A 21,136-nucleotide genomic window follows, 5' to 3' on the forward strand; every position below is an offset into this window, starting at 1 on the left:
GATGGCTGAGGCTCAGGCCAAGCTGCGGATCGACAAATGGCTGTGGCAGGCGCGGTTCTTCAAGACCCGTAGCCTGGCCGCCAAGCAGGTCAGCGGCGGTCATGTGCGCGTCAACGGAAACAGAATCCAGAAACCGGCGATGGCGGTCGGCCCTGGCGATGTTCTGACGTTCTCTCAGGGGCGCGTCGTACGCGTCGTGCGCATCGAAGCCTTGGGCGAACGGCGAGGGCCGGCGCCCGAGGCGCAAACGCTCTACACTGACATGACGGAAAAGCAGGACGCGCCGCCTCGAAATCCGGGTTTCGAAGGAAAAGGTCGCCCGACCAAGAAAGAACGGCGTGCGCTTGATCTTTCTCGCACCCCAAAGGAGTGATCTTCTCTTGAAGACACAGGCAGACTGAATTAGCTAGTCGCCCAAGCCGTAAACAGGAATTGACCCATGACCTATGTTGTCACCGAAAACTGCATCGCCTGCAAATATACCGACTGTGTCGAGGTTTGCCCGGTGGACTGTTTCTACGAGGGCGAGAACACACTGGTCATCCATCCCGACGAGTGCATCGACTGCGGCGTTTGCGAGCCTGAATGCCCCGCAGATGCAATCCGCCCCGATACCGAGCCGGGGATGGAGGAATGGGTCGAATTCAATCGGAAATACTCTGAGCAATGGCCGGTGATCGTCACCAAAAAAGAACCTTTGCCCGACGCAGAGGAGCGCGACGGAGAAGAAGGTAAGATGGAGAAGTATTTCTCCGAAGCCCCCGGCGAGGGCGGCTGAGCGATTCGCCGTCAAAATGGCAGGTTGGCAGGCAAGCTGAGATGCGCAAGCATTTGATAATGCTGCGTTTCAAGCGCCCGCTGGTCTGATGACCTTTTGGGTGTCGCAATTTTGTGATATACTTACTACCTGAATGATGACTGAGACTGGGATGTGCTCCGTAAGTATGCTCACTTTGGAGTTTTAAATTTGTGACAGAAAGCCAAGTGACGGCGCCTTGGACGGCACCGCCTTCGGCTGTTTTTTGTCTGGATCACAGTCTGCAACCAAGGATGAATGTGAATGTCGAAGTCGAAAAAGCTTGAGTTCCGCCCGAACGATTATGTTGTCTACCCTGCGCATGGCGTGGGTCAGATCATCTCGATCGAAGAGCAGGAAGTCGCGGGATTTTCGCTTGAATTGTTCGTCATCTCTTTTGAGAAAGACAAAATGACGTTGCGGGTGCCGACCAACAAGGCAACCGAATCCGGTCTGCGGTCTCTTAGCTCGCCAGACGTGATTAGCCAGGCAATGAAAACGCTCAAAGGCAAGGCCAAGGTCAAGCGGGCCATGTGGTCGCGTCGGGCGCAGGAATATGAACAGAAGATCAATTCAGGCGACTTGATTTCCATTGCCGAAGTGGTTCGCGACCTGCACCGCACAGACGATCAACGCGAGCAGAGCTATTCCGAACGTCAGCTGTATGAGGCCGCGCTGGAACGTCTGACTCGCGAAGTCGCCGCGGTCTCGGGTGCTGATGAGATATCGGCGGCCAAGCAAGTGGATGAGGTTTTGACCTCGCGCGCTGCCTGATTTCCGAGAATACAGATATGCGCCGCCCCGATCAGGGGCGGCTTTTTTGCGCACGATTGCTTGGTCTGACGCCTCTTTGCGGTTAATTTTCCTGTCAGAGTAATGGTGTACGGTGTCCAAATGAAAACAGCGGTCAAAGCGCTCTATATCGGCAAGAGCCCTGTTTCAGTCTGGTTTCGATACATTCTGATCCTGTTTGACGCAGTTTCGATAATTTTTTTCGTGTCCACTGCAGCCATTCCGCACGGGCCGGGACTAACGGCCGCCAGTTGGGGCGTCGGTTTTATCATTCTGCTGGATTTTCTAGCGCGCCTTTGGATTGCCAAGGATCGCTGGAAACTACTTAGAAAGGTATACACGCTTGCTGATATCGTCGTGATCATCTCTCTTATTCTCGATCCGTTCCTGACCGGAAATCTGGCTTTTCTGAGGATATTGCGAGCCCTACGTCTGATCCACTCGTACCATCTGTTGCGGGATCTGCGCCGGGACAGCAGCTTTTTCCGAACACACGAGGATGCGGTGATCGCCGCCATCAACCTGATGGTCTTTGTCTTCGCCACTTCGACGGCGGTTCTTGTGTTCTTCATTCCAGATAACAGCCAAACGCCTTACATAGACGCGCTGTATTTCACGATGGCAACGCTGACAACGACCGGGTTTGGCGACGTCACATTGGCGACCCCAGCTGGCAAGATGTTTTCTGTGTTTATAATGGTGGTTGGCGTTGCGTTGTTTGTCCGTTTGGCGCAGGCAATTTTTATGCCGCAAAAGGTACGTCACAAATGCCCGAGCTGCGGACTTTACCGTCACGACCCGGACGCGGTGCATTGTAAGCATTGCGGCGGGACCTTGCGGATCGAAACCGGTGGTGTGGTTTAGACCATTGTGGTCAGCGCCAGAAGAAAGGCGATTTCGGACAAGGATTGCGTTGCCCCGAGAATATCGCCCGTCTGGCCTCTGATTTTGACCTTGGCGAGCAAGGCGACGGATATTGCCGCAGCGGCAGCGCAAAGGGCCGGAAACCATGTAAGCCCGCCCAGGAGCAAGATGCTCAGAACGAGGGCCAGCGCGAAACTGGTGAAAACGGCACCAACCTGCGGAGCACCGACCGAATGGCTCAACCCTGATTGGCGGGCATTCGGCAAAGCGCACATGACGGCAGGCATAAAAGATCGCGAAAAGAGGCAGGCGGCGAGAATGCCAGCGAATATCCCGTTGCTTAGCAGAGCGGAGACAGCTGTAATCCGCAATAGTTGCGCAAGGGTCAAGGCCAGAACACCATAGGTTCCAATATGGCTGTCCTTCATGATCTCCAACCGACGTTCGGCGGTGAAGCCACCCCAAAGCCCGTCAACGGTGTCGGCCAGACCATCCTCATGCATGGCGCCCGTGGTTGCGATCAGTACGGCGACGACCAGTGTGGCAACGGCCAATTCTGGCAAGCCCGCTGTCATGCCGACCCAGCCCGCGCCACAAGCCAGCACGCCGACGACTAGTCCCGCGACGGGAAAGGCCCACGCCGCCCGGGCTTGTCTTGCAAATACGCTTTCGGGCAGCCGAGGAATCGGTAAGCGGGTCAGTAAGACCAGTGCCAAGGGTATATCCCACCGTGAAAATGGGGCCGTGTCGTTTTTATGCACTCCCAGGCCTTTCCGGGTCTTGTTGCTTTCCCAACATTGGTTAAACACGCAGGACCACTCTGATGCAACGAGGCTTTGAATGCTGCCCGAAATTAAAGATCTGAACAGTTTCCGAAATGCCTTAACCGGCGCGCCTGACACCAATCAGGCTGCACGACAGGCAGCGGAAGAGCGAAATGGCCAGTTGACCAAACCCCCGGGCGCTTTGGGGCGTCTCGAGGATTTGGCGATCTGGTACGCGGGCTGGCGCGGGGATGCGCAGCCGAAAATCGCCGCGCCGCAAGTTATTGTGTTCGCTGGTAATCACGGGGTGACCGCTCAGGGTGTTTCGGCATTTCCACCTGAGGTCACCGTGCAGATGGTGATGAACTTTCAGCACGGCGGGGCGGCGATTAACCAACTCGCCAAAGCCGCGGGCGCAAAAATGGATGTACACGCGCTGGATCTGGATCAACCTACCGCGGATTTCACCCAAGCTCCGGCGATGAGCGAGGGCGAACTGGTTGCGGCTCTGCGCACTGGTTGGCAGGCCGTTGATCCGCAGGCCGATCTGTTGGTGGTTGGTGAGATGGGAATTGGCAATACAACCCCAGCGGCCGCAATTGCTTGCGCTCTGTTCGGCGGTGACGCGGTCGATTGGACCGGACGGGGAACGGGGGTTGATGATGCTGGTCTGGCCAACAAGACCCGCGTAGTGGCCGAGGGTGTAGCCCGGCACGGGCAAACGGACGACGGTCTGGATATCCTGCGCTGCCTGGGCGGGCGCGAGATTGCGGCAATGGCGGGCGCAATAGCGGCAGCGCGTGTTTTGCGTATTCCGGTCATTCTGGATGGCTTTATCTGTTCGGCGGCAGCTGCCTGTCTGGCGCGTGTCTCAGCGACCGCATTGGATCACACGATTGCTGGCCATCAAAGCGCGGAGGGTGCTCACGGCGCTGTGCTGGCAAAGTTGGGAAAAGAACCCTTGCTGAGCCTCGGCCTGCGATTAGGTGAAGGGTCCGGCGGGGCTTTGGCGATCAATATTCTGAAAAGCGCAGTGGCCTGCCATTCCGGTATGGCGACATTTGCCGAAGCTGGTGTCTCGGACGGCTGATCAATGGGCCTGACCGGGGCTGAGCCGCCGGTCAGGCTGATTTCTTGGCGTGTTCTTCCGCCATTTCCAGAAGAGCGGTTTCCAGATCCTTCTCCAGCTTCTGGGCCCGTTCGATGTACTTCTTGTTTTCTGCGGTTGGCATTCCCGGAATCCACAGTTCAGCCAGTTCACGTACCGACATTCGGTCGTGATGATAGAATGTCTGCTCAGCCTGCGCAGCCTCGTATTCGCTCAGCCCAATGTTCTCCAGCACATAGCGGCCGGCCCGAAGCGAGCCGTCGAACATTTCCCGCACGATGTCGTCGGCCCCTGCCTGATACAGCTCGTAAACATGGTTGCGGTCTTTGGCGCGAGCGATGATGTGCAAATCCGGCCGTTGACGTCGCGCATAGCCAACGAGACGGGTCACTTGTTTGTGGTCATCCATTGCGGCGACCAGAACGGCGGCCTTTTCTATCCCGGCAGCCCGCAAAAGCTCGGGGCGGGTGGGATCACCCAGAAAACCTTTGACGCCGAACCGGCGCATCAGCTGAATTGTCTCGATATCGTGGTCCAGAACGATGGTTTTGAAGCCACTGGCTTGCACCAGCCGGTTCACGATCTGTCCGAACCTGCCAATGCCTGCGATGATGACGGGGCCTTTCTCGTCGATTTCATCCGGCTCGACTTTTGGACTGCTATCGCCAATGCGGCGGCTGAGCAGATCAAAGAAGATGAACAGCAGCGGAGTAATCAGCATTGTCAGCGCGATGATCATCAACAGTTTTTGCGACAGGTCCGGGGGGATTACGTTCTGCTGCGTGGAAAAGGCCAACAGGACAAAGCCAAATTCACCCGCCTGCGCCAAGCCAAGAGTGAATAGCCAGTGATCGCGCCCACGCAGCTTGAACGCTCGTCCGACAATGAAGAGGATGACGCCCTTTGCCAGAATGACCAGCAAAGCCAAGCCAATCAGATCCAACGGATCAGCGAAGAAATAGCCGATATCTATGCCAGCGCCGACCGTAATGAAGAACAGGCCGAGCAAAAGGCCCTTAAACGGCTCCAGATCGCTTTCCATCTCATGCCTGAATTCCGAACTTGCCAAAACAACCCCGGCCAGAAATGCGCCAAGGGCAGGGGACAAGCCAACCAGAGTCATAAGGAAGGAAATCCCGACAACGATCATCAATGCCAGCGCCGTATACATCTCGCGTAGGTGGGCGGCGTGGATGAAACGGAATAGGGGGCGGGTCAGGTATACCCCCGCCAGCACCACGAAAGCGACGGCGCCGATTGTAACCAGAGTGACAGCCCAGCCGGGCAACCCTTCGACCAGCGACAGCGTTTGGTGATAGTCGGCGTCGTGCGGCAAATCGGTGCCGCGGTCAATCGAGCCATCGCTCTGAAAGTGAACGACTTCTGGCAATGCCAGCAAGGGCAGGAACGCCAGTATCGGGATCACGGCAATGTCCTGAGTCAGCAGTACCGAAAATGTTGCCCGGCCGCCATTTGTCTGCATTAAGCCTTTTTCCGACAAAGTCTGAAGCACGATCGCTGTCGACGACAACGAGAGTGTCAGTCCCACGGCAAGAGCGACCGACCAAGGGTGGTTCGCGTAAAATGCCACGGCTGCGATGGCCGCGGTGGACAATCCAACCTGCAGACCGCCCAGTCCCAGCAGTTTGTCGCGCATATCCCATAGGGCGCGGGGCTCCAACTCAAGGCCGATCAGGAATAGCATCATGACGACGCCGAATTCCGCGACATGCTGGAGGCTTTCCGTCTCGGCCCCAACCAGTCCAAGGATTGGGCCGATCGCGATTCCGGCCGCTAGGTAGCCCAGCACTGAACCCAATCCCAAACGCGCCGACAAGGGCACGGCAATCACCGCCGCAGCCAGGTAGATCGAAGCCTGGTATAGGAATTCGTTCATTTTTGTCCTTCCTGTGTACCTATGTCGGCAGTGGCGCGTCGCGTTTCAGTTGATCCATTACGATCTGGCTTTGAATTCTTGCAACTGCAGGATGCGGTAGGATCACCTCGTGAAGCAAGCTGTTGAGCGCGGATAGGTTGTCGCAATAGACATGCAGCAGATAGTCTGCCTCACCCGTCATCGTCCAGGCGCTGCTGATCTCGGGGCGGGCGTTGACCATACGGGCGAAACTGGCGGATTGCTCGGGCCCGTGCGTGCCCAGATGAACCTGAATGAAACCCTGCACATGCAGACCCAGCTTTAGCGGGTCCAGCCGGGCGGTGTAGCCGGTAATGTATCCTTCGGCCTCCAGCCTTTGACGCCGGCGACCAGCCTGGCTGGCCGACAAGTTCAACATCTCGCCCAGTTGATGCGCCGTCAGATGTGCGTCCTTTTGCAAAGCTGACAGCAGGCGTGTGTCTGTCGAATCCAGCATATGCGGGGAATCTCCGAATTCTGCCAATACCGCGCGAGTTTTGCGCGTTTGAATCAAGTTTACACAAAAACAACGCGCAGAAACAGCGCCGATTAATGCGTATTTTTGAATCAGCAAAGAAATTCCTGTTTTCTGAGGAGACGCGCCATGGGTCCATTCCCGCACAACGCCCCGAAATCCGTAATCAGCGAAGAAAATCCAGCCGGAACCGACGGGTTCGAATTTGTGGAATTCGCCCATCCCGAACCGCAGGAACTGCGCGACCTGTTCGCACGTATGGGGTTCGAGTATGTCGGTTATCATCGCGACACACCCTCGGTCGAGCTGTGGCAGCAGGGCGACGTTACCTATATTCTGAACGCTGACCCTGACAGCTTTGCCGCGAAGTTTGTGGCCGAACATGGCCCCTGTGCGCCTTCGATGGGCTGGCGCGTTGCGGATGCGAAGAAGGCATATGAGCATGCCGTCTCGAAAGGGGCCGAGCCTTACGATGCCGCCGACAAAACCATGGATGTACCGGCGATCAAGGGTATCGGCGGTTCCCTGATCTACTTCATCGACCAGTATCACGATACGTCGCCCTACAATCAGGAGTTCGAGTGGCTCAAGCAGTCCAAGCCGGGTGGTGAGGGGTTCTATTACCTCGATCACCTGACCCACAATGTTTTCAAGGGCAACATGGACAAGTGGTTCAAGTTCTACGGTGACTTGTTCAACTTCAAGGAAATCCGCTTCTTCGACATTCAGGGCAAGTTCACCGGTCTCTTCAGCCGCGCGTTAACCTCGCCCTGTGGTCGCATCCGCATTCCAATCAACGAAGACCGCGGAGAAACTGGTCAAATCGTGTCTTACCTGAAGAAATACAACGGTGAAGGTATCCAGCACATCGCTGTCGGCAGCGACGACATCTATGCCTCGACCGATGCGATTGCCGAGAATGGTCTGAAATTCATGCCCGGACCAAACGAGGCTTATTACGACCTGTCTTACGAACGTGTGTCCGGACATGACGAACCGAAGGATCGAATGATGAAACATGGCATTCTGATTGACGGTGAAGGTGTCCTGGACGGCGGCGAGACAAAGATCCTTCTGCAGATCTTCTCGAAAACGGTGATCGGCCCGATCTTCTTTGAGTTCATTCAGCGCAAGGGCGATGACGGTTTTGGCGAGGGCAACTTCAAAGCTCTGTTCGAATCCATCGAGCGCGAGCAAATCGAGTCGGGCGAAATCTCGGCAGCCTAACTTTTGGCTTCAAATGCGGAGCCCGGCGCGCGCAGTACGACCCAGGTCCAATGGACCCTGGCGCGCCGGTTTTCTCTTTGCACCGAGTTCCTACGCGACAATTGCGCGACGCGAAGGTCAAGTTGTCGCGCTGCTTCAAGTAAATCGATCACGGAAATGGCAAACCCCGGACGCGTCGATTGGCACGGCCCATGGCGTAGTGAAAGTATCAGTTTTCCATTGATTTTAAGCGCTTTGGACAGCGTTCCTAGAGCGGCTTTCTGATCGTCAGGCGGAAGGTGATGAAAGACCCCTGTCGCCAGGATGACATCGTATTGTGCACCTATTGAAAATGCTGCCGGCAAGCCGGGCAGCCGATCATCAAACCATTTGATTTTGCAATGCGCGTATCTTTGCCGATCCGCCTCACGAAAGGCCGCCACTGGTTCCACCGCTGTGACCTCGCACCCGCGATCAGACAACCAAGCCGCGTTGGTACCGGGGCCGGCCCCGACGTCCAGCACTGTACCGCCTGTCTTGGGAAGATGAGGTGCCACTGGCGACAAAACCAACTCCGGCTTCACCTGCTCATAGGCCGTGACGAGTTCAGGCGCTGCCCGTTCGTAACCTGCGATGATCTGCTCGGCGTAGTTCTGATTGTCAGCCACGCGGCAATTTCAGCGTAACGTTTTTTCCGCGCTTTTGATAACGCAGTTCGCTGTCTCCGATGGCGATCACGTTACCACCGTCAATCCTGTCCCCGACCTTAAGTTTTTTGTACCGGCCGCTGGGCAGGCGCACCAGCGCGCGTCGATTGGCGGGTGTGCCGTACACGCCGATCAGGTTGAGTTTTCGCAGGTTGATGGCGTTGTCGATCGTGGCCTGACGGGCGACTGACGCCGTTGACGGAATTTTTGGCGCAACCGATTTCGGTTGGAATGATCCCGCTTCATCACCATTCGAAACGACGTTGGCCGTTGATCCGAGGGGCGCGCTGCCCGAACTGGGATTTTGAGTGGCCCGGGCGGCAAGGCTTGCCGGTCTGGTCTTGGGGCGTGGCACACGTACAACGGCAAGTGCCGTTGGAGTGAAGTCAACCACTGGCTGTTCTTCAATGAATTTCGGGCGCAATTTCGGACGAACCGTCGCCAATTCCTCAAGAGACCGCCCGCCAAGCTGGCTCCGCTCGAACAGATCCACCAGGTTTTCAGGGCGAGGTCGGGGGCGGAAGCCTGCGAGTCTGGTATCGGTATCCTCGATCTCGGGTTCACTCTCGGACCGTACCGGAGGTTCAGGCGGCGCTTTGGGTGGTGTACCCTCAAAAACCAGAATTCCGTCTGGGTTTAGTGTACCTTCGGGGCTGGGCGTCACAAGCCCGCGATCATCCAGATTGAGTGGCTGGCCCGTCTGACCAGGCAAGGACACCGTTTCGAAAGGGGCGTCACTGTCCGGATTGTCCAGCGGGGGCAGGGCGACCGAATCCTGAGACAGGTCTGATCGGTCGATTGACGCGAGGTAGATCTCATCCTCGTCCAAAAGAACAGGCGGTTGCAATGCGTTTGGAGGTTTCGGCGCGGTCCCTGTGAAATCGCGAAAAACGATCTCGGAACCAGCCTCGGGTGCGACGTCTTCCATCAGCTCCGGTTCGACGGTCAGCGCCTCAAGGATCGCTGCGTCAGTGGGATTTAGAGCCTTGTCTTCCTCTGATGACGGTTCAGGGTCGGCTTCGGTTGCGATTTCTTCGACCTGTTCCGGTTCAACTTCCAGTGCTTCAAGGATCGCTGAGTCTGCGGGGGAAAGGGTCGCTTCCTCATCCGTCGAGGGGGCTGGGTCGGTCGCGGGTTCAGGGAGACTCGTGACCTGTGGCTGGGACGGCTCTTCGACCACAGGTACTTCCGCGGCCTGTTCGGTCGGCTGTTCGCTTTCTGGAGTCGATCGCATCAACGACCAAGCTCCAGCGACCATACCAAGAACCACCGACGCCGCTATGACAGGAATTGCAATTCGCTTCAGGTCGAAGGTGGTCGCGCCGAACCCTGCGCCTTTGGATTTAGCAACCGTGACCTGAGGCCGAAAGGCTTCGGGTTCCGCTGAACCGGCAATCGGGTGGATAGGAACCGAGGGCGCTTCGGGTTCAGCTGCATCTGGCGCGGCATCGACCTGGGTTTTCGCCTTCGCCGGGGGTGAAGTTTCGCTCTCCGCCGGCAGGGGGTTTAGGTCAATGGACGGGCCGGTCAAGGCGTCCCCACCGGTCGTGCTGATAGTGAATGCCCCGGGGATAAACCCGTGATCTGCCGCAAATTCGCGCGCCTCGTCCAGTGTCTGCAGGGCGACGGCTAAAACCTTTGTGACCGGTCCTTCTGTGATCGTGACGTGGGAAAGCTCGGCCAGGGTATAGGGCGTGGCAGCTTCCAAAGCGTCGCGAACCTTTTGGTCCAGCACTTCAGGACTCAGCCCCTCCGAGTCGACCGTCAATACCCGCACTTGATCTTGTGGGATGATCAACTTGCAGTTCAAATCGTTTTCAATTGCGAATCCCTGATCGCGCAGGGCTCGAATCCGATCATTCAGATCGGGAGCATCCAGCGGCGTAGATCCGATGCTATACCAGTCGCCATCGGACCGGTGGTGCAAGGAAATCCCGTTTTCGGAAAAAGACAGCGCAAAGGCAGGTTTCATAATCCGGTGGAACCACATTTGTCAGTTTCAATGCAAACACCTTGGCATCCGCCCGGTGAGATTAGAGCAGGAACCCGCCGAGGGAAAGGAAAAGGCAAGCTGCCCCCTTGTCTGGCAAAGCCATGCCGCCCCATGTATTGAGTCAGAAAAAAGGAGAGAGCACCTTGAAGACACTTGCTTTTCTGGCTGCGATGACCGCAGCGATCGCGGCGTTGCCCGCCCATGCGGAAGAACGTCGCATCACTGTTAGCGGATCGGGGTCAGCCCTGTCAGCCCCTGACATGGCGACTATCACGCTTGGGGTGACGAACCAGGACAAACAGGCGTCAAACGCGATGCAGGCGACGTCAGATGCGGTCACGCAGATTCTGAGCCGTCTGAACGAGATGGGGCTTGAGGCACGCGACGTTCAGACTCGTGATCTGTCGCTGTCCCCCGTCTGGTCCGGTCGACACAGTTCGGATGGCGCGGCGCCCGAGATAACAGGTTTTGTGGCCTCGAACAGGGTATTCGTCCGCGTACGTGACTTGGACAATCTGGGGCAGATCATGGATGCTGTCATCCGCGACGGTGCCAATGATTTCGGCGGCCTGAGTTTCTCGGTGCAGGACTCCAAACCGCTTGAAGCCAAGGCCCGCGCAGATGCTGTTGCGGATGCCCGTGCCAAAGCCGAGCAACTGGCCCAGGCTGCCGGGGTCACTCTGGGACAGGTCGTTTCGATCAATGATCAGGGAGGTGGTCCTCGCCCCGGTATCCAGATGCGCGAGATGGCGATGGCCGACGCCGGAAGCGTTCCCGTGGCAGGCGGCGAAATTTCCGTATCAGTCAATATCTCGATGGTGTTCGAAATATCCGAGTGACCCTTAAGACCCGGCGCGGGCCTTCAGCGATTGAATCTGTTGGCCTGCACTATCAAAATTCTCTGGCGCAAGCCACTCTTCGAATGCTGTGCGAATGCGCGGCCATTCCCGATCGATGATCGAATACCAGGCCGTGTCCCGGTTGCGCCCCTTGTAGTGGGTGGCTTGCCGGAAGACACCTTCGAAGGTAAAGCCCAACCGTTCGGCAGCGCGGCGCGAGGGCGCGTTCAGTGCGTCGCATTTCCATTCGTACCGGCGATAGCCCAATTCGTCGAAGACGCGGCGCATCATCAAATACATGGTTTCGGTTGATTGTGGTTTGCGCTGCAATAGGGGCGAAAAATGGATGTGGCCGACTTCAATCGCCCCTGCCGACGGTGTAACCCGAAGGTATGAGGCCATCCCCACCGGTGTTTCATCGGCATCCAGAACCGTATGGAACATAGGGTCGGCGTCCATGCAATTGCCGTGCACCCACTCGACGAAATCGCTTTCTCTGTCAAACGGGCCATAGGGCAGGTAGGTCCAGTTGCGCCCATCCGCATCTTTGGCAAACGCCCGGTACAAGCCGGGCGCATGCCGGTTCACATCCAGTGGCACGACTGAACAGAAACGTCCCTGCATCGACGTATAGGGCGGTGTCGGACGTGGAAAGACGTCCGGCACCGGCAAGCCGATGGGTTGTCCAAGATCGTTGGTATCGTGCCCGGAAACCATGCTTCAGGCACTGGCCTTGGACAGGGCCTGATCCAGATCGGCGATCAGATCGTCCGCGTCCTCGATCCCGATGGACAAGCGCACCACGTTGGGGCCTGCGCCCGCGGCCTCTTGCTGTTCCGGAGTCAGCTGTCGGTGCGTCGTCGAGGCCGAGTGGATGATCAGCGAGCGGGCGTCACCCAGATTCGCGACATGGCTGAAAATCTCCAGCGCATTGACCAGCTTGATACAGGCGTCATAGCCACCCTTTACGGCAAAGGTGAACAGCGCGCCTGCTCCCTTTGGATAGTGCTTTTTCACCCGGTCACGATAGGGCGACGAAGGCAGGCCCGCATAGGTGACGTATTCGACGCGGTCATCAGCTTCGAGCCATGCGGCGATTTTCTGAGCGTTCTCCACGTGGCGTTCCATACGCAGGCTAAGCGTTTCGATCCCCAGCAGTGTGTAATGCGCGGCCTGTGGGTTCATCGTCATGCCCAGATCGCGCAGACCAATTGCAATGCCGTGGAAAGTGAAGGCCAGCGGGCCAAAGGTCTCGTGGAATTTCAACCCGTGATAGGCCGGTTCCGGTTCGCTGAGTGACGGGAACTTGTCATTTGCCGACCAGTCGAATTTGCCGGAATCCACGATACAGCCGCCGGTAACTGTACCATTGCCGGTCAGGTATTTGGTAGTCGAATGCACGACCAGAGTCGCGCCGTGCTCGATCGGGCGGCAGAGGTAGGGCGTGGCCGAAGTGTTGTCGACAATAAGCGGAATGCCTGCCTCATCCGACACGTCTGCCAGAGCGCGGATATCGGTTACGTAACCACCGGGGTTGGCGATGGATTCGCAGAACACTGCGCGGGTATTTTCGTCGATGGCATCCTTCACCGCGTCCAGATCATCGGTGTCCACGAATTTCGCAGACCAGCCGAACCGTTTGATGGTCTGGCTGAACTGCGTGACCGTGCCGCCATAAAGGCGCGTCGAGGCCACCACGTTACAGCCCGGACCCATCAGCGGGAATAGCGCCATGATCTGGGCTGCGTGGCCGGACGAACAGCAAACCGCACCAACGCCGCCTTCCAGCGTCGCCACGCGCTCTTGCAGCACTGCCACGGTTGGGTTGGTCAAACGGGAATAGATGAACCCGACTTCTTGCAGGTTGAACAGAGCTGCTGCGTGGTCGGCATCGCGGAACACATAAGCCGTAGTCTGGTAGATTGGCGTCTGGCGAGCCCCGGTTGCCGGATCAGGGCGGGCTCCGGCGTGAATTTGCAGCGTATCAAAACCGTAAGTAGGGCCGTCTGACATCTTGGAAATCTCCTGTTGGAATGTGAGTTGCTGAATCTCTAGGCCATTGATCGCTTGCGCACAATGTTGTGATTACCGCTGCCACAGGCCCTTGGACTTGATGGTCTTGCGGATAACCTGTTCGCGCTGAGGCAGGTTGGTCTGGTCGAACATTGCGCGGATCTTGGCGCCCTTACCCTGAATGACCAGCTTTTTAATCGGGTCATAGGTTTTCAGGACCTTCTTGATCTTGTTCGGCGTAGAAACGGCTTCCAGCACCTCGATCACATGATCACTTTCACGCGCATAGAGCAGAGGGAACAGGCGATAATGGCAGCTGACCGATCCGTCCAATAACCCGTCGGGCAACACGTTGCGCCCGCCGCCAAAGGAGTGAATGACCAGAGGCAGCACAGCTTGATCCAGCCAAGGGTCCAGATTTTGCCCTGTCAATTCGGGGATTGCCTCGTCCCGGACGATGCGGGCGAAATCCAGAAAACGTTCGCCGAACAGACGCGGGCATTTGTAAAAGAAATAGCCCGCGTTGAAATACAAGTAGCGCCGCCAGTAATCCTGCGGCTGCGACGTGTCTTTCGAACTTTCGAAATCCAGCCCGAACCGGTCATACATTGCGCGCCAGATCCCTTCATAGCCTGGCCCGTAAAGGGTGGGCTTAGGCCATGTCCCCTCAACCTTCAGTGATGCGCCGGGACGTTCGAAATCAAACGGCACATCCATCAGTTCCCCGGTGATCAGCGTGTCACTGTCGAAGAGAACGAACGGCTCATCCTCGGGCAGGGCTAATAAGGCTTCGATCTTGTTGCCTTGCGGATAGCTGTCGCCAAAGACCTTAGACTCGAACGGGACGATTTCGACGTCCAGATGATCCAGAGCTTTCAGGACGTCTTCGTTCCGAATGCTGGGGTCTTGTCGCCAAAGAGGGCCAGCCTGCGGAACCGCGACCATCAGGCGCCCTGAAAACTGTGGTGAGGAGTGGCGCAGCGAAGCGGCAAACAGCACGGCCTCGAATTGCAGACGATTGTTCTGCCCGATGACGGCAACGTTGAACTTCGGGGGCTTCGCCTGCATGCACGTGCTTTCTTTTTGAGTATGTGGGTCGGGGCACTGCTGATCCGGGATTACAGTAATGGGCATGGGTCGTCAAAACCCGATCCGGGCTGAAGTTTGAAAATTCTGAACGACAAACCATGTAAACAGGTGTGCAAGGTCAGGAGAGCACTTATGCGGGTCAATGCAGATTTTACCAAACGGGTGGCCGTTCACTTCAATGACACCGAATGGGTCGCATCCCCTGCGGCCGGGGTTGAGCGCAAGATGCTGGACAGGATCGGAGCCGAGGTTGCCCGGGCTACCACTATTGTACGCTTTGCCCCCGGCAGTGCCTTTGACGCCCACACGCACGACGGCGGAGAGGAATACCTGGTTCTCGACGGCGTCTTTCAGGACGAAACCGGCGATTTCCCGGTCGGCAGCTATGTGCGTAACCCGCCGACTTCGTCGCACACTCCTTCGGCCAGCAAGGGCGCGACGATTCTAGTAAAACTGCATCAGTTTGATCCCGCTGACCGGACCGAAGTGCGCCGTTCAATCGACGGTGAAAGCAATGTGAACCTGTTTCAAGACGCGCATGAGCGCGTTCAAGTTCAGGAATGGGCCGCTGGTGAAACCGTCGAACTGGACGCAGCCGAAGGAATGGAGGTCTTTGTGATCGAAGGCGGCTTTGTCGAAAAAGGCGAAGAATTTGCGATCTGGGATTGGTTGCGCCTGCCTCCGGGAACGCAGTCCGAAGCGACCGCTGGGGCAGGCGGTGCCCGCGTCTGGATCAAATCCGGGCATCTTAAAGGGATGCTCTGATCCAGGAATTGCACTTTTACAGTGCGTTTCTATGGAAATCCGGGCTGATTTGCCTGGATTTTTCATTTTTTGACCATTTGGCAAATTTTACCAATTGATAAAAAATCAGAATGTGGCAAGCTGGGGGCCATAACAAACATATCTACAGGGAGTAGAGTGATGGCACAGGGCCAGATGGCACCCGGGATCGTCTCCGGGCGGCTTTCCAGCGATGAGCTGACCTCGAATTTCACCGATCTGCATCCGCCTTTGGCGCCGCATGAGGCCGCCGTGGCCGCAGACCGCTGTTATTTCTGCTACGACGCGCCATGCGTGACGGCCTGTCCGACGGACATCGATATTCCATTGTTCATTCGTCAGATTCAGGCCGGGCAACCTCAGGCAGCGGGTCGCACGATCTTGGAGCAGAATATTCTGGGCGGTATGTGTGCCCGCGTCTGCCCGACGGAAACCCTTTGCGAAGAGGCTTGCGTGAGGGAGGCTGCCGAGGGCAAGCCGGTTGAGATCGGGCGATTGCAGCGCTACTCGACTGACACTGTCATGGCGTCTGGCGATCATCCGTTCGAACGCGCGGCGTCCACCGGCAAGACAGTTGCCGTGATCGGGGCGGGGCCGGCTGGTCTGGCCTGTGCGCACCGTTTGGCAATGCTGGGGCACGACGTGGTGATTCATGAAACCAAGCCTAAGGCGGGCGGCCTCAACGAATACGGAATTGCGGCCTACAAATCGACCAACGATTTCGCACAGGCCGAGGTGGACTGGCTTTTGAAAATCGGCGGCATTGTGATCGAGACTGGCTCCGTGCTTGGCGAGAGCATCTCACTGGACGGTCTGCTTGAAAATTATGACGCCGTATTCCTGTCTATCGGGCTGGCCGGGGTCAACGCGCTAAGGGCGCAGGGCGCGGAAAAAGAAGGGGTACGACACGCGGTCAATTTCATCTCGGATGTGCGGCAGGCCAGCGATCTGTCTGAATTGCCCGTAGGACGAAACGTGGTCGTGATTGGTGGCGGCATGACCGCAGTGGATGCGGCTGTAAAATCCAAGCTGCTGGGCGCTGAACATGTGACCATTGCCTATCGCCGCGACCGCGACGCTATGGGTGCCAGCCGGTATGAACAAGATTTGGCCGCCTCACATGGTGTTCGCATCATGTGCAACGTGCAGCCCGTCGCGGTTCACGGAAACGGAGCATCGGCAGAGATTGAATTGGAATATACCGCCAGCCAAGATGGCAAGTTGACCGGAACCGGCGAAACGATCCGTGTACCGGCGGACCAGGTTCTCAAGGCCATCGGTCAGACACTGGAAGGGGCGCCGGAAGGGTTGGCGCTGGAAGGCAACAAGATCGCAGTCGATGAGGCTGGTAGAACATCGATGGCGGGTGTCTGGGCCGGAGGTGACTGTGCTGCAGGCGGGGAAGACCTCACCGTGACGGCTGTGGCCGAGGGCCGGGATGCGGCGATGGACATCCACGCAACGCTCGTTTCGTGATAGGATGGGGCATTCACCCCATCCAATTCGCAGCTGAGGTATTCTCATGTCCCAGATCGAACAAGCTGTTGCTCAACACTACACAACCGGTGCCCTGACCGAGCGCGTTCGCGCGGCGTTGGAGGCAAGTGGCGTCGATCCCGATGCTGCGACGGTCGCGGACCTCAAGGCAGGGGACGAGTTCCATACTGGTGGCGTTCAGGCGACTGATAACCTGTTTGCGCAGTTATCGCCGACCCACGCAACTCGTGTACTGGATGTCGGATGCGGTATCGGTGGGACGTCGCGCTATATCGTGGATCGTTATGACTCGACGGTGACCGGGGTCGATCTGACGCCGGAATTCATCGAAACTGCGACCGAGCTAAGCGATCTTGTCGGGCATTCGGATAAAGTTAACTTTCTCGTCGGCAGTGCCTTGGACATGCCAGTGCCTGACGCGGGCTTTGACCTTGCGATCATGCTGCATGTCGGCATGAACATCGAAGACAAGGCAGGGCTGTTTGCCGAAGTCTCCCGGACGCTTGCTACGGGCGGGACATTTGCTCTGTTCGATGTAATGGGTGGCGCGGTGGCCGAGCCGCTGGAATTCCCTCTGCCGTGGTCGACCGTGGCCGGAACATCTTTTGTAGATACGCCAGATGTTTACCGGGATGCAGCTACAGCCGCGGGTCTGCAACTTGTGGCAGAGGCCGACCGCTCGGAATTTGCCGTTGAGTTTTTTGAGGACGCCTTCGCGCGCATCGCCGAAAGCGGTCCGGCCCCGTTGGGCATCCACCTGATGATGGGCGAGACGGCGCCCGAGAAGTTCCAAAACTACGTCACAAACCTAAAGGCCGGGCGGATCCGCCCGACTGAAATGATATTCAAGAAAACCGGCTGAGCCGGGAAGGGAGAAGCCATGGCCGATCTGACGACAAACTTTCTGGGCATCTCAAGCCCAAACCCCTATTGGCTGGCCTCCGCGCCGCCGACGGACAAGGAATACAACGTACGCCGCGCATTCGAGGCCGGATGGGGTGGCGTCGTATGGAAAACGCTGGGGGCCGAAGGGCCGCCGGTCGTGAACGTTAACGGACCACGCTATGGTGCGATTTATGGTGCGGATCGTCGTCTGTTGGGGCTGAACAATATCGAATTGATCACGGACCGTCCGCTTGAGGTGAACCTTGAGGAAATGGCACGGGTCAAGGCGGATTACCCAGATCGTGCGCTGATCGCCTCGATCATGGTGCCGTGTGAAGAAGAGGCGTGGAAAGCCATCCTGCCACGCGTGGCGGAAACCGGAGCGGACGGGATCGAGTTGAATTTCGGCTGCCCGCATGGGATGAGCGAGCGCGGTATGGGCGCGGCCGTTGGGCAAGTTCCGGAATATATCGAGATGGTCACGCGCTGGTGCAAGAAATACTACGACCGCCCGGTCATCGTGAAATTGACGCCAAACATCACAGATGTCCGCAAACCGGCAGCAGCCGCCAAGAACGGCGGTGCAGACGCGGTGTCGCTGATCAATACGATTAACTCGATCACCAGTGTCGATCTGGACACGTTCAGCCCCGAACCTTCAATTGATGGTAAGGGCAGCCACGGAGGCTATTGTGGTCCGGCCGTCAAGCCGATTGCCCTGTCGATGGTGTCCGAAATCGCGCGGGCCGAGGAAACACACGGTTTGCCCATCTCTGGTATTGGCGGTGTGACCACCTGGCGCGATGCAGCTGAGTTCATCTCCTTGGGTTGTGGTAACGTGCAGGTCTGCACTGCGGCAATGACTTATGGGTTCAAGATAATCGACGAACTGACGGCGGGTCTGTCCGAGTGGATGGATGAAAAGGGCTATTCCAACGTGTCCGAGATAGTCGGGCGTGCCGTACCAAATGTGACGGATTGGCAGTACTTGAACCTGAACTACGTGGCCAAGGCCAAAATCGATCAGGATCAATGCATCAAATGCGGCCGGTGCTACGCTGCATGTGAAGACACGAGCCACCAGGCGATTTCTGTTTCGCCGGATCGCGTGTTCGAGGTGAAAGACGAAGAATGCGTGGCCTGCAACCTCTGCGTCGATGTCTGCCCGGTCGAAGGGTGTATTTCGATGGAGCCGATGGCCGCGGGCGAGGTTGATCCGCGCACGGGTGAGGTGGTGCAGCCGGACTACGCCAACTGGACCACCCATCCGAACAACCCGATGGCCAGGGCGGCGGAATAGTCATATTCCGCAATGGCTTATGACACGAAGTGAACGAGGGCTGCACTGCAGCCCTTTTTCATGGCGTCAGAAGTTTTCGATACACCGTGTCTATAAATGGTTCGGCGCCTTCGAATGGATCTTCGTCACCAAGGATCGCCCGAACCTGGACATCAAAATCCGCATAATGCTGCGTCAGTGCCCAGATTGAGAAGATCAGGTGATAGGGATGAACCCACGCGATCTGTCCCTGATCCATCCAGTGCGTGAGAACCTTGGTTTTCTCATCGACCAACGATTTCAGATCATTTGACAATGCGTCGTGAATGCGCGGTGCGCCTTGAACCAGTTCATTTGCGAACAGACGGCTTTCGCGCGGCAACTCCCGGCTCATCTGAAGCTTGCGATGGATGTAGGACAGGATTTCCTCTAGGGGATCGCCGCTCTCGTCCAGATCATGCAACGGGGCCAGCCACGTCTCCAACAACCCAGAGAGCAGCGCGGTGTGGATCGCCTCTTTCGACGGAAAATAATACAGCAGATTCGGTTTGCTCAGCCCTGCTTCTGCCGCGATCTGATCTACAGTCGCCCCACGAAAACCATGCGCTGAAAACACATTCAAAGCAGCTTCGAGAATCGCTGCGCGGTTCTTTTTCTGAATTCTCGTCGGTGCACGGTCTTTGGGCATGTTTCCCTGTCGTCTCTTTTTCCGCCAAGCGAGCACCAAATATGCCGAAATTTGCGGCGGTGCCATGCAATTTCTTGACTGATGTCGAACCCGTGATAGCGTGAGTTTGACCAGATGGTCAAATCAAGACACCAAAAGCGAGCCAAATCGCAAGCAACAGGGATAAGACTATGGCAGCTCCAGCTCAGAATCTCAGGATAAATGGCGACAGGCTTTGGGACAGCCTGATGGAGATGGCAAAGATTGGCCCCGGCGTCGCAGGCGGGAATAACCGGCAGACGCTGACGGATGAAGATGGAGAAGGGCGTGCGTTGTTCCAGAAATGGTGCGAGGACGCAGGTTGTACTATGGGCCTCGATCAGATGGGCAACATGTTCGCACGGCGCGAAGGGACCGACCCAGAGGCACTTCCGGTCTATGTTGGATCGCATCTCGACACACAGCCCACGGGCGGGAAGTACGATGGTGTATTGGGTGTGCTGGGTGGTTTGGAGATCATCCGCACCCTCAACGACCTCGGCATCAAGACGAGGCACCCGATCGTAGCAACAAACTGGACCAACGAAGAAGGCACGCGCTATGCCCCGGCTATGCTGTCCTCGGGCGTTTTTGCCGGTATCCATACTCAAGACTGGGCATATGATCGCGAGGATGCCGGGGGCAAGAAATTCGGGGACGAACTGAATCGCATCGGTTGGCGCGGTGACGAGGAGGTCGGCGCGCGCAAGATGCACGCTTTCTTTGAGTTGCACATCGAACAGGGGCCAATTCTTGAGGCCGAAGGAAAGGACATCGGCGTCGTCACGCATGGTCAGGGCCTGAGCTGGACGCAGGTCACAATTACCGGAAAGGACGCCCACACGGGTTCAACCCCGATGCCCATGCGCAAGAACGCTGGCTTGGCGATGGCGCGCGTGCTGGAAAAGGTCGACGAGATCGCCTGGTCCCATGCGCCCCACGCGGTCGGAGCGGCCGGACATATCGACGTCTATCCGAACTCGCGCAACGTGATACCGGGGAAGGCCGTGTTTACTGTCGATTTCCGGTCACCAGATTTGAACGTGATCACGGACATGGAAAACCGCCTGCGTGTCGCCGCCGAGGATATCGTTCAAGAAATGGGGTTGGAGATCGAATTCGAGAAAGTCGGCGGCTTTGATCCGGTGAAGTTCGACGAAGGCTGCGTGGCAGCGGTGCGGGATGCTGCCGAGCGGTTGGGTTATTCGCACACCAATATCATCTCAGGCGCCGGTCATGACGCTTGCTGGATCAACCGCGTGGCACCCACGGCGATGGTCATGTGTCCCTGCGTCGATGGTCTGAGCCACAATGAAGCCGAGGAAATCAGCAAAGATTGGGCCGCAGCCGGAGCCGACGTTCTGTTTCACGCCGTCGTTGAGACAGCAGAAATCGTAGAATAGAGGCGCCGCGAGTACAGCGTTG

The 21,136-nt window shown here is 57.4% G+C and carries 21 protein-coding genes; 12 read left to right on the plus strand and 9 right to left on the minus strand.

What is annotated here, in order from left to right:
* Position 1: 1 nt before the first annotated feature.
* From AC2TDA_RS09655 to AC2TDA_RS09670, 4 genes are all read left to right on the plus strand, one after another.
* On the plus strand, positions 2-373 hold the full coding sequence (locus AC2TDA_RS09655; RefSeq protein ID WP_480845957.1) for an RNA-binding S4 domain-containing protein: 372 nt from the start codon (positions 2-4) through the stop codon (positions 371-373).
* Positions 374-439: 66 nt separating this feature from the next.
* Entirely contained in the window at positions 440-778 is a 339-nt protein-coding gene (gene fdxA / locus AC2TDA_RS09660; RefSeq protein ID WP_480845956.1) for a ferredoxin FdxA, read from the plus strand.
* Positions 779-1,060: 282 nt separating this feature from the next.
* Complete coding sequence (locus tag AC2TDA_RS09665) at positions 1,061-1,570, plus strand: CarD family transcriptional regulator (RefSeq protein ID WP_480845954.1); 510 nt, start codon at positions 1,061-1,063, stop codon at positions 1,568-1,570.
* A 120-nt stretch (positions 1,571-1,690) separates the two neighbouring features.
* The gene (locus AC2TDA_RS09670; RefSeq protein ID WP_480879092.1) at positions 1,691-2,452 is read left to right on the plus strand and encodes an ion channel; all 762 of its coding nucleotides are present in this window, start codon (positions 1,691-1,693) and stop codon (positions 2,450-2,452) included.
* Here AC2TDA_RS09670 and cobS read toward each other — a convergent pair.
* Entirely contained in the window at positions 2,449-3,168 is a 720-nt protein-coding gene (gene cobS, locus AC2TDA_RS09675) for an adenosylcobinamide-GDP ribazoletransferase (RefSeq protein ID WP_480879093.1), read from the minus strand. The genes AC2TDA_RS09670 and cobS overlap by 4 nt on opposite strands.
* Before the next feature lie 124 nt (positions 3,169-3,292).
* On the opposite strand from cobS, the gene cobT reads away from it, so the two are divergent.
* On the plus strand, positions 3,293-4,306 hold the full coding sequence (cobT, locus tag AC2TDA_RS09680; protein WP_480879094.1) for a nicotinate-nucleotide--dimethylbenzimidazole phosphoribosyltransferase: 1,014 nt from the start codon (positions 3,293-3,295) through the stop codon (positions 4,304-4,306).
* Positions 4,307-4,337: 31 nt separating this feature from the next.
* On the opposite strand, the gene AC2TDA_RS09685 is transcribed toward cobT, so the two are convergent.
* Positions 4,338-6,221 (minus strand): cation:proton antiporter domain-containing protein, encoded by a 1,884-nt coding sequence (locus tag AC2TDA_RS09685; RefSeq protein WP_480879095.1) that lies wholly within the window; start codon positions 6,219-6,221, stop codon positions 4,338-4,340.
* 19 nt (positions 6,222-6,240) lie between these two features.
* On the minus strand, positions 6,241-6,696 hold the full coding sequence (locus AC2TDA_RS09690; protein WP_480845948.1) for an Lrp/AsnC family transcriptional regulator: 456 nt from the start codon (positions 6,694-6,696) through the stop codon (positions 6,241-6,243).
* 147 nt (positions 6,697-6,843) lie between these two features.
* Between AC2TDA_RS09690 and hppD the strand changes: the two genes are divergently transcribed.
* Positions 6,844-7,941: a 4-hydroxyphenylpyruvate dioxygenase gene (hppD, locus tag AC2TDA_RS09695; RefSeq protein ID WP_480845947.1), complete on the plus strand. Its 1,098-nt coding sequence runs from the start codon at positions 6,844-6,846 to the stop codon at positions 7,939-7,941.
* Here hppD and AC2TDA_RS09700 read toward each other — a convergent pair.
* Positions 7,938-8,588, minus strand: coding sequence for a class I SAM-dependent methyltransferase (locus AC2TDA_RS09700; protein ID WP_480879097.1), 651 nt, complete (start codon positions 8,586-8,588; stop codon positions 7,938-7,940). The genes hppD and AC2TDA_RS09700 overlap by 4 nt on opposite strands.
* Positions 8,581-10,599, minus strand: a complete 2,019-nt coding sequence (locus AC2TDA_RS09705; RefSeq protein WP_480879098.1) for a hypothetical protein — start codon at positions 10,597-10,599, stop codon at positions 8,581-8,583. Before AC2TDA_RS09705 ends, AC2TDA_RS09700 begins: the two co-directional genes overlap by 8 nt.
* Positions 10,600-10,763: 164 nt before the next feature.
* Between AC2TDA_RS09705 and AC2TDA_RS09710 the strand changes: the two genes are divergently transcribed.
* The gene (locus AC2TDA_RS09710) at positions 10,764-11,459 is read left to right on the plus strand and encodes an SIMPL domain-containing protein (protein WP_480879099.1); all 696 of its coding nucleotides are present in this window, start codon (positions 10,764-10,766) and stop codon (positions 11,457-11,459) included.
* Positions 11,460-11,462: 3 nt separating this feature from the next.
* Here the strand turns inward: AC2TDA_RS09710 and AC2TDA_RS09715 are convergent, their stop codons facing one another.
* The 3 genes from AC2TDA_RS09715 to AC2TDA_RS09725 all read right to left on the minus strand — a co-directional run bounded on the left by AC2TDA_RS09715 (position 11,463) and on the right by AC2TDA_RS09725 (position 14,540).
* Positions 11,463-12,176 carry a GNAT family N-acetyltransferase gene (locus AC2TDA_RS09715; RefSeq protein ID WP_480879100.1) on the minus strand — a complete coding sequence of 238 codons (714 nt, stop codon included), beginning with the start codon at positions 12,174-12,176 and terminating at the stop codon, positions 11,463-11,465.
* Positions 12,177-12,179: 3 nt separating this feature from the next.
* Entirely contained in the window at positions 12,180-13,472 is a 1,293-nt protein-coding gene (locus tag AC2TDA_RS09720) for an O-acetylhomoserine aminocarboxypropyltransferase/cysteine synthase family protein (protein ID WP_480879101.1), read from the minus strand.
* Between the two features lie 72 nt (positions 13,473-13,544).
* A complete protein-coding gene (locus AC2TDA_RS09725; protein ID WP_480879102.1) occupies positions 13,545-14,540 on the minus strand; it encodes a hypothetical protein in 996 nt (331 codons plus the stop codon).
* Positions 14,541-14,693: 153 nt separating this feature from the next.
* Here AC2TDA_RS09725 and AC2TDA_RS09730 point away from each other — a divergent pair, with 153 nt between their 5' ends.
* The 4 genes from AC2TDA_RS09730 to preA all read left to right on the plus strand — a co-directional run bounded on the left by AC2TDA_RS09730 (position 14,694) and on the right by preA (position 19,026).
* Positions 14,694-15,326: a cupin domain-containing protein gene (locus AC2TDA_RS09730; RefSeq protein ID WP_480845938.1), complete on the plus strand. Its 633-nt coding sequence runs from the start codon at positions 14,694-14,696 to the stop codon at positions 15,324-15,326.
* Between the two features lie 159 nt (positions 15,327-15,485).
* Complete coding sequence (locus tag AC2TDA_RS09735) at positions 15,486-16,820, plus strand: NAD(P)-dependent oxidoreductase (protein WP_480879103.1); 1,335 nt, start codon at positions 15,486-15,488, stop codon at positions 16,818-16,820.
* Between the two features lie 46 nt (positions 16,821-16,866).
* Positions 16,867-17,703: a methyltransferase domain-containing protein gene (locus AC2TDA_RS09740; RefSeq protein ID WP_480845934.1), complete on the plus strand. Its 837-nt coding sequence runs from the start codon at positions 16,867-16,869 to the stop codon at positions 17,701-17,703.
* A gap of 18 nt (positions 17,704-17,721) precedes the next feature.
* Positions 17,722-19,026 carry an NAD-dependent dihydropyrimidine dehydrogenase subunit PreA gene (gene preA, locus AC2TDA_RS09745; protein ID WP_480845933.1) on the plus strand — a complete coding sequence of 435 codons (1,305 nt, stop codon included), beginning with the start codon at positions 17,722-17,724 and terminating at the stop codon, positions 19,024-19,026.
* A gap of 58 nt (positions 19,027-19,084) precedes the next feature.
* Here preA and AC2TDA_RS09750 read toward each other — a convergent pair whose 3' ends face one another.
* The gene (locus tag AC2TDA_RS09750; protein ID WP_480845932.1) at positions 19,085-19,693 is read right to left on the minus strand and encodes a TetR family transcriptional regulator C-terminal domain-containing protein; all 609 of its coding nucleotides are present in this window, start codon (positions 19,691-19,693) and stop codon (positions 19,085-19,087) included.
* Between the two features lie 170 nt (positions 19,694-19,863).
* Here AC2TDA_RS09750 and AC2TDA_RS09755 point away from each other — a divergent pair, with 170 nt between their 5' ends.
* Positions 19,864-21,114 carry a Zn-dependent hydrolase gene (locus AC2TDA_RS09755; protein WP_480879104.1) on the plus strand — a complete coding sequence of 417 codons (1,251 nt, stop codon included), beginning with the start codon at positions 19,864-19,866 and terminating at the stop codon, positions 21,112-21,114.
* The last annotated feature ends 22 nt before the right edge of the window (positions 21,115-21,136 follow it).

This window comes from Ruegeria sp. HKCCD6426 (genome assembly GCF_057221115.1).

Coding starts and splice junctions, on each gene's coding strand:
- AC2TDA_RS09655 (WP_480845957.1), top strand. CDS start 2: ATGGCTGAGGCTCAGGCCAAGCTGCGGATCGACAAATGGCTGTGGCAG.
- fdxA (WP_480845956.1), top strand. CDS start 440: ATGACCTATGTTGTCACCGAAAACTGCATCGCCTGCAAATATACCGAC.
- AC2TDA_RS09665 (WP_480845954.1), top strand. CDS start 1,061: ATGTCGAAGTCGAAAAAGCTTGAGTTCCGCCCGAACGATTATGTTGTC.
- AC2TDA_RS09670 (WP_480879092.1), top strand. CDS start 1,691: ATGAAAACAGCGGTCAAAGCGCTCTATATCGGCAAGAGCCCTGTTTCA.
- cobT (WP_480879094.1), top strand. CDS start 3,293: ATGCTGCCCGAAATTAAAGATCTGAACAGTTTCCGAAATGCCTTAACC.
- AC2TDA_RS09685 (WP_480879095.1), bottom strand. CDS start 6,221: ATGAACGAATTCCTATACCAGGCTTCGATCTACCTGGCTGCGGCGGTG.
- AC2TDA_RS09690 (WP_480845948.1), bottom strand. CDS start 6,696: ATGCTGGATTCGACAGACACACGCCTGCTGTCAGCTTTGCAAAAGGAC.
- hppD (WP_480845947.1), top strand. CDS start 6,844: ATGGGTCCATTCCCGCACAACGCCCCGAAATCCGTAATCAGCGAAGAA.
- AC2TDA_RS09705 (WP_480879098.1), bottom strand. CDS start 10,599: ATGAAACCTGCCTTTGCGCTGTCTTTTTCCGAAAACGGGATTTCCTTG.
- AC2TDA_RS09715 (WP_480879100.1), bottom strand. CDS start 12,176: ATGGTTTCCGGGCACGATACCAACGATCTTGGACAACCCATCGGCTTG.
- AC2TDA_RS09720 (WP_480879101.1), bottom strand. CDS start 13,472: ATGTCAGACGGCCCTACTTACGGTTTTGATACGCTGCAAATTCACGCC.
- AC2TDA_RS09725 (WP_480879102.1), bottom strand. CDS start 14,540: ATGCAGGCGAAGCCCCCGAAGTTCAACGTTGCCGTCATCGGGCAGAAC.
- AC2TDA_RS09730 (WP_480845938.1), top strand. CDS start 14,694: ATGCGGGTCAATGCAGATTTTACCAAACGGGTGGCCGTTCACTTCAAT.
- AC2TDA_RS09735 (WP_480879103.1), top strand. CDS start 15,486: ATGGCACAGGGCCAGATGGCACCCGGGATCGTCTCCGGGCGGCTTTCC.
- AC2TDA_RS09740 (WP_480845934.1), top strand. CDS start 16,867: ATGTCCCAGATCGAACAAGCTGTTGCTCAACACTACACAACCGGTGCC.
- preA (WP_480845933.1), top strand. CDS start 17,722: ATGGCCGATCTGACGACAAACTTTCTGGGCATCTCAAGCCCAAACCCC.
- AC2TDA_RS09750 (WP_480845932.1), bottom strand. CDS start 19,693: ATGCCCAAAGACCGTGCACCGACGAGAATTCAGAAAAAGAACCGCGCA.
- AC2TDA_RS09755 (WP_480879104.1), top strand. CDS start 19,864: ATGGCAGCTCCAGCTCAGAATCTCAGGATAAATGGCGACAGGCTTTGG.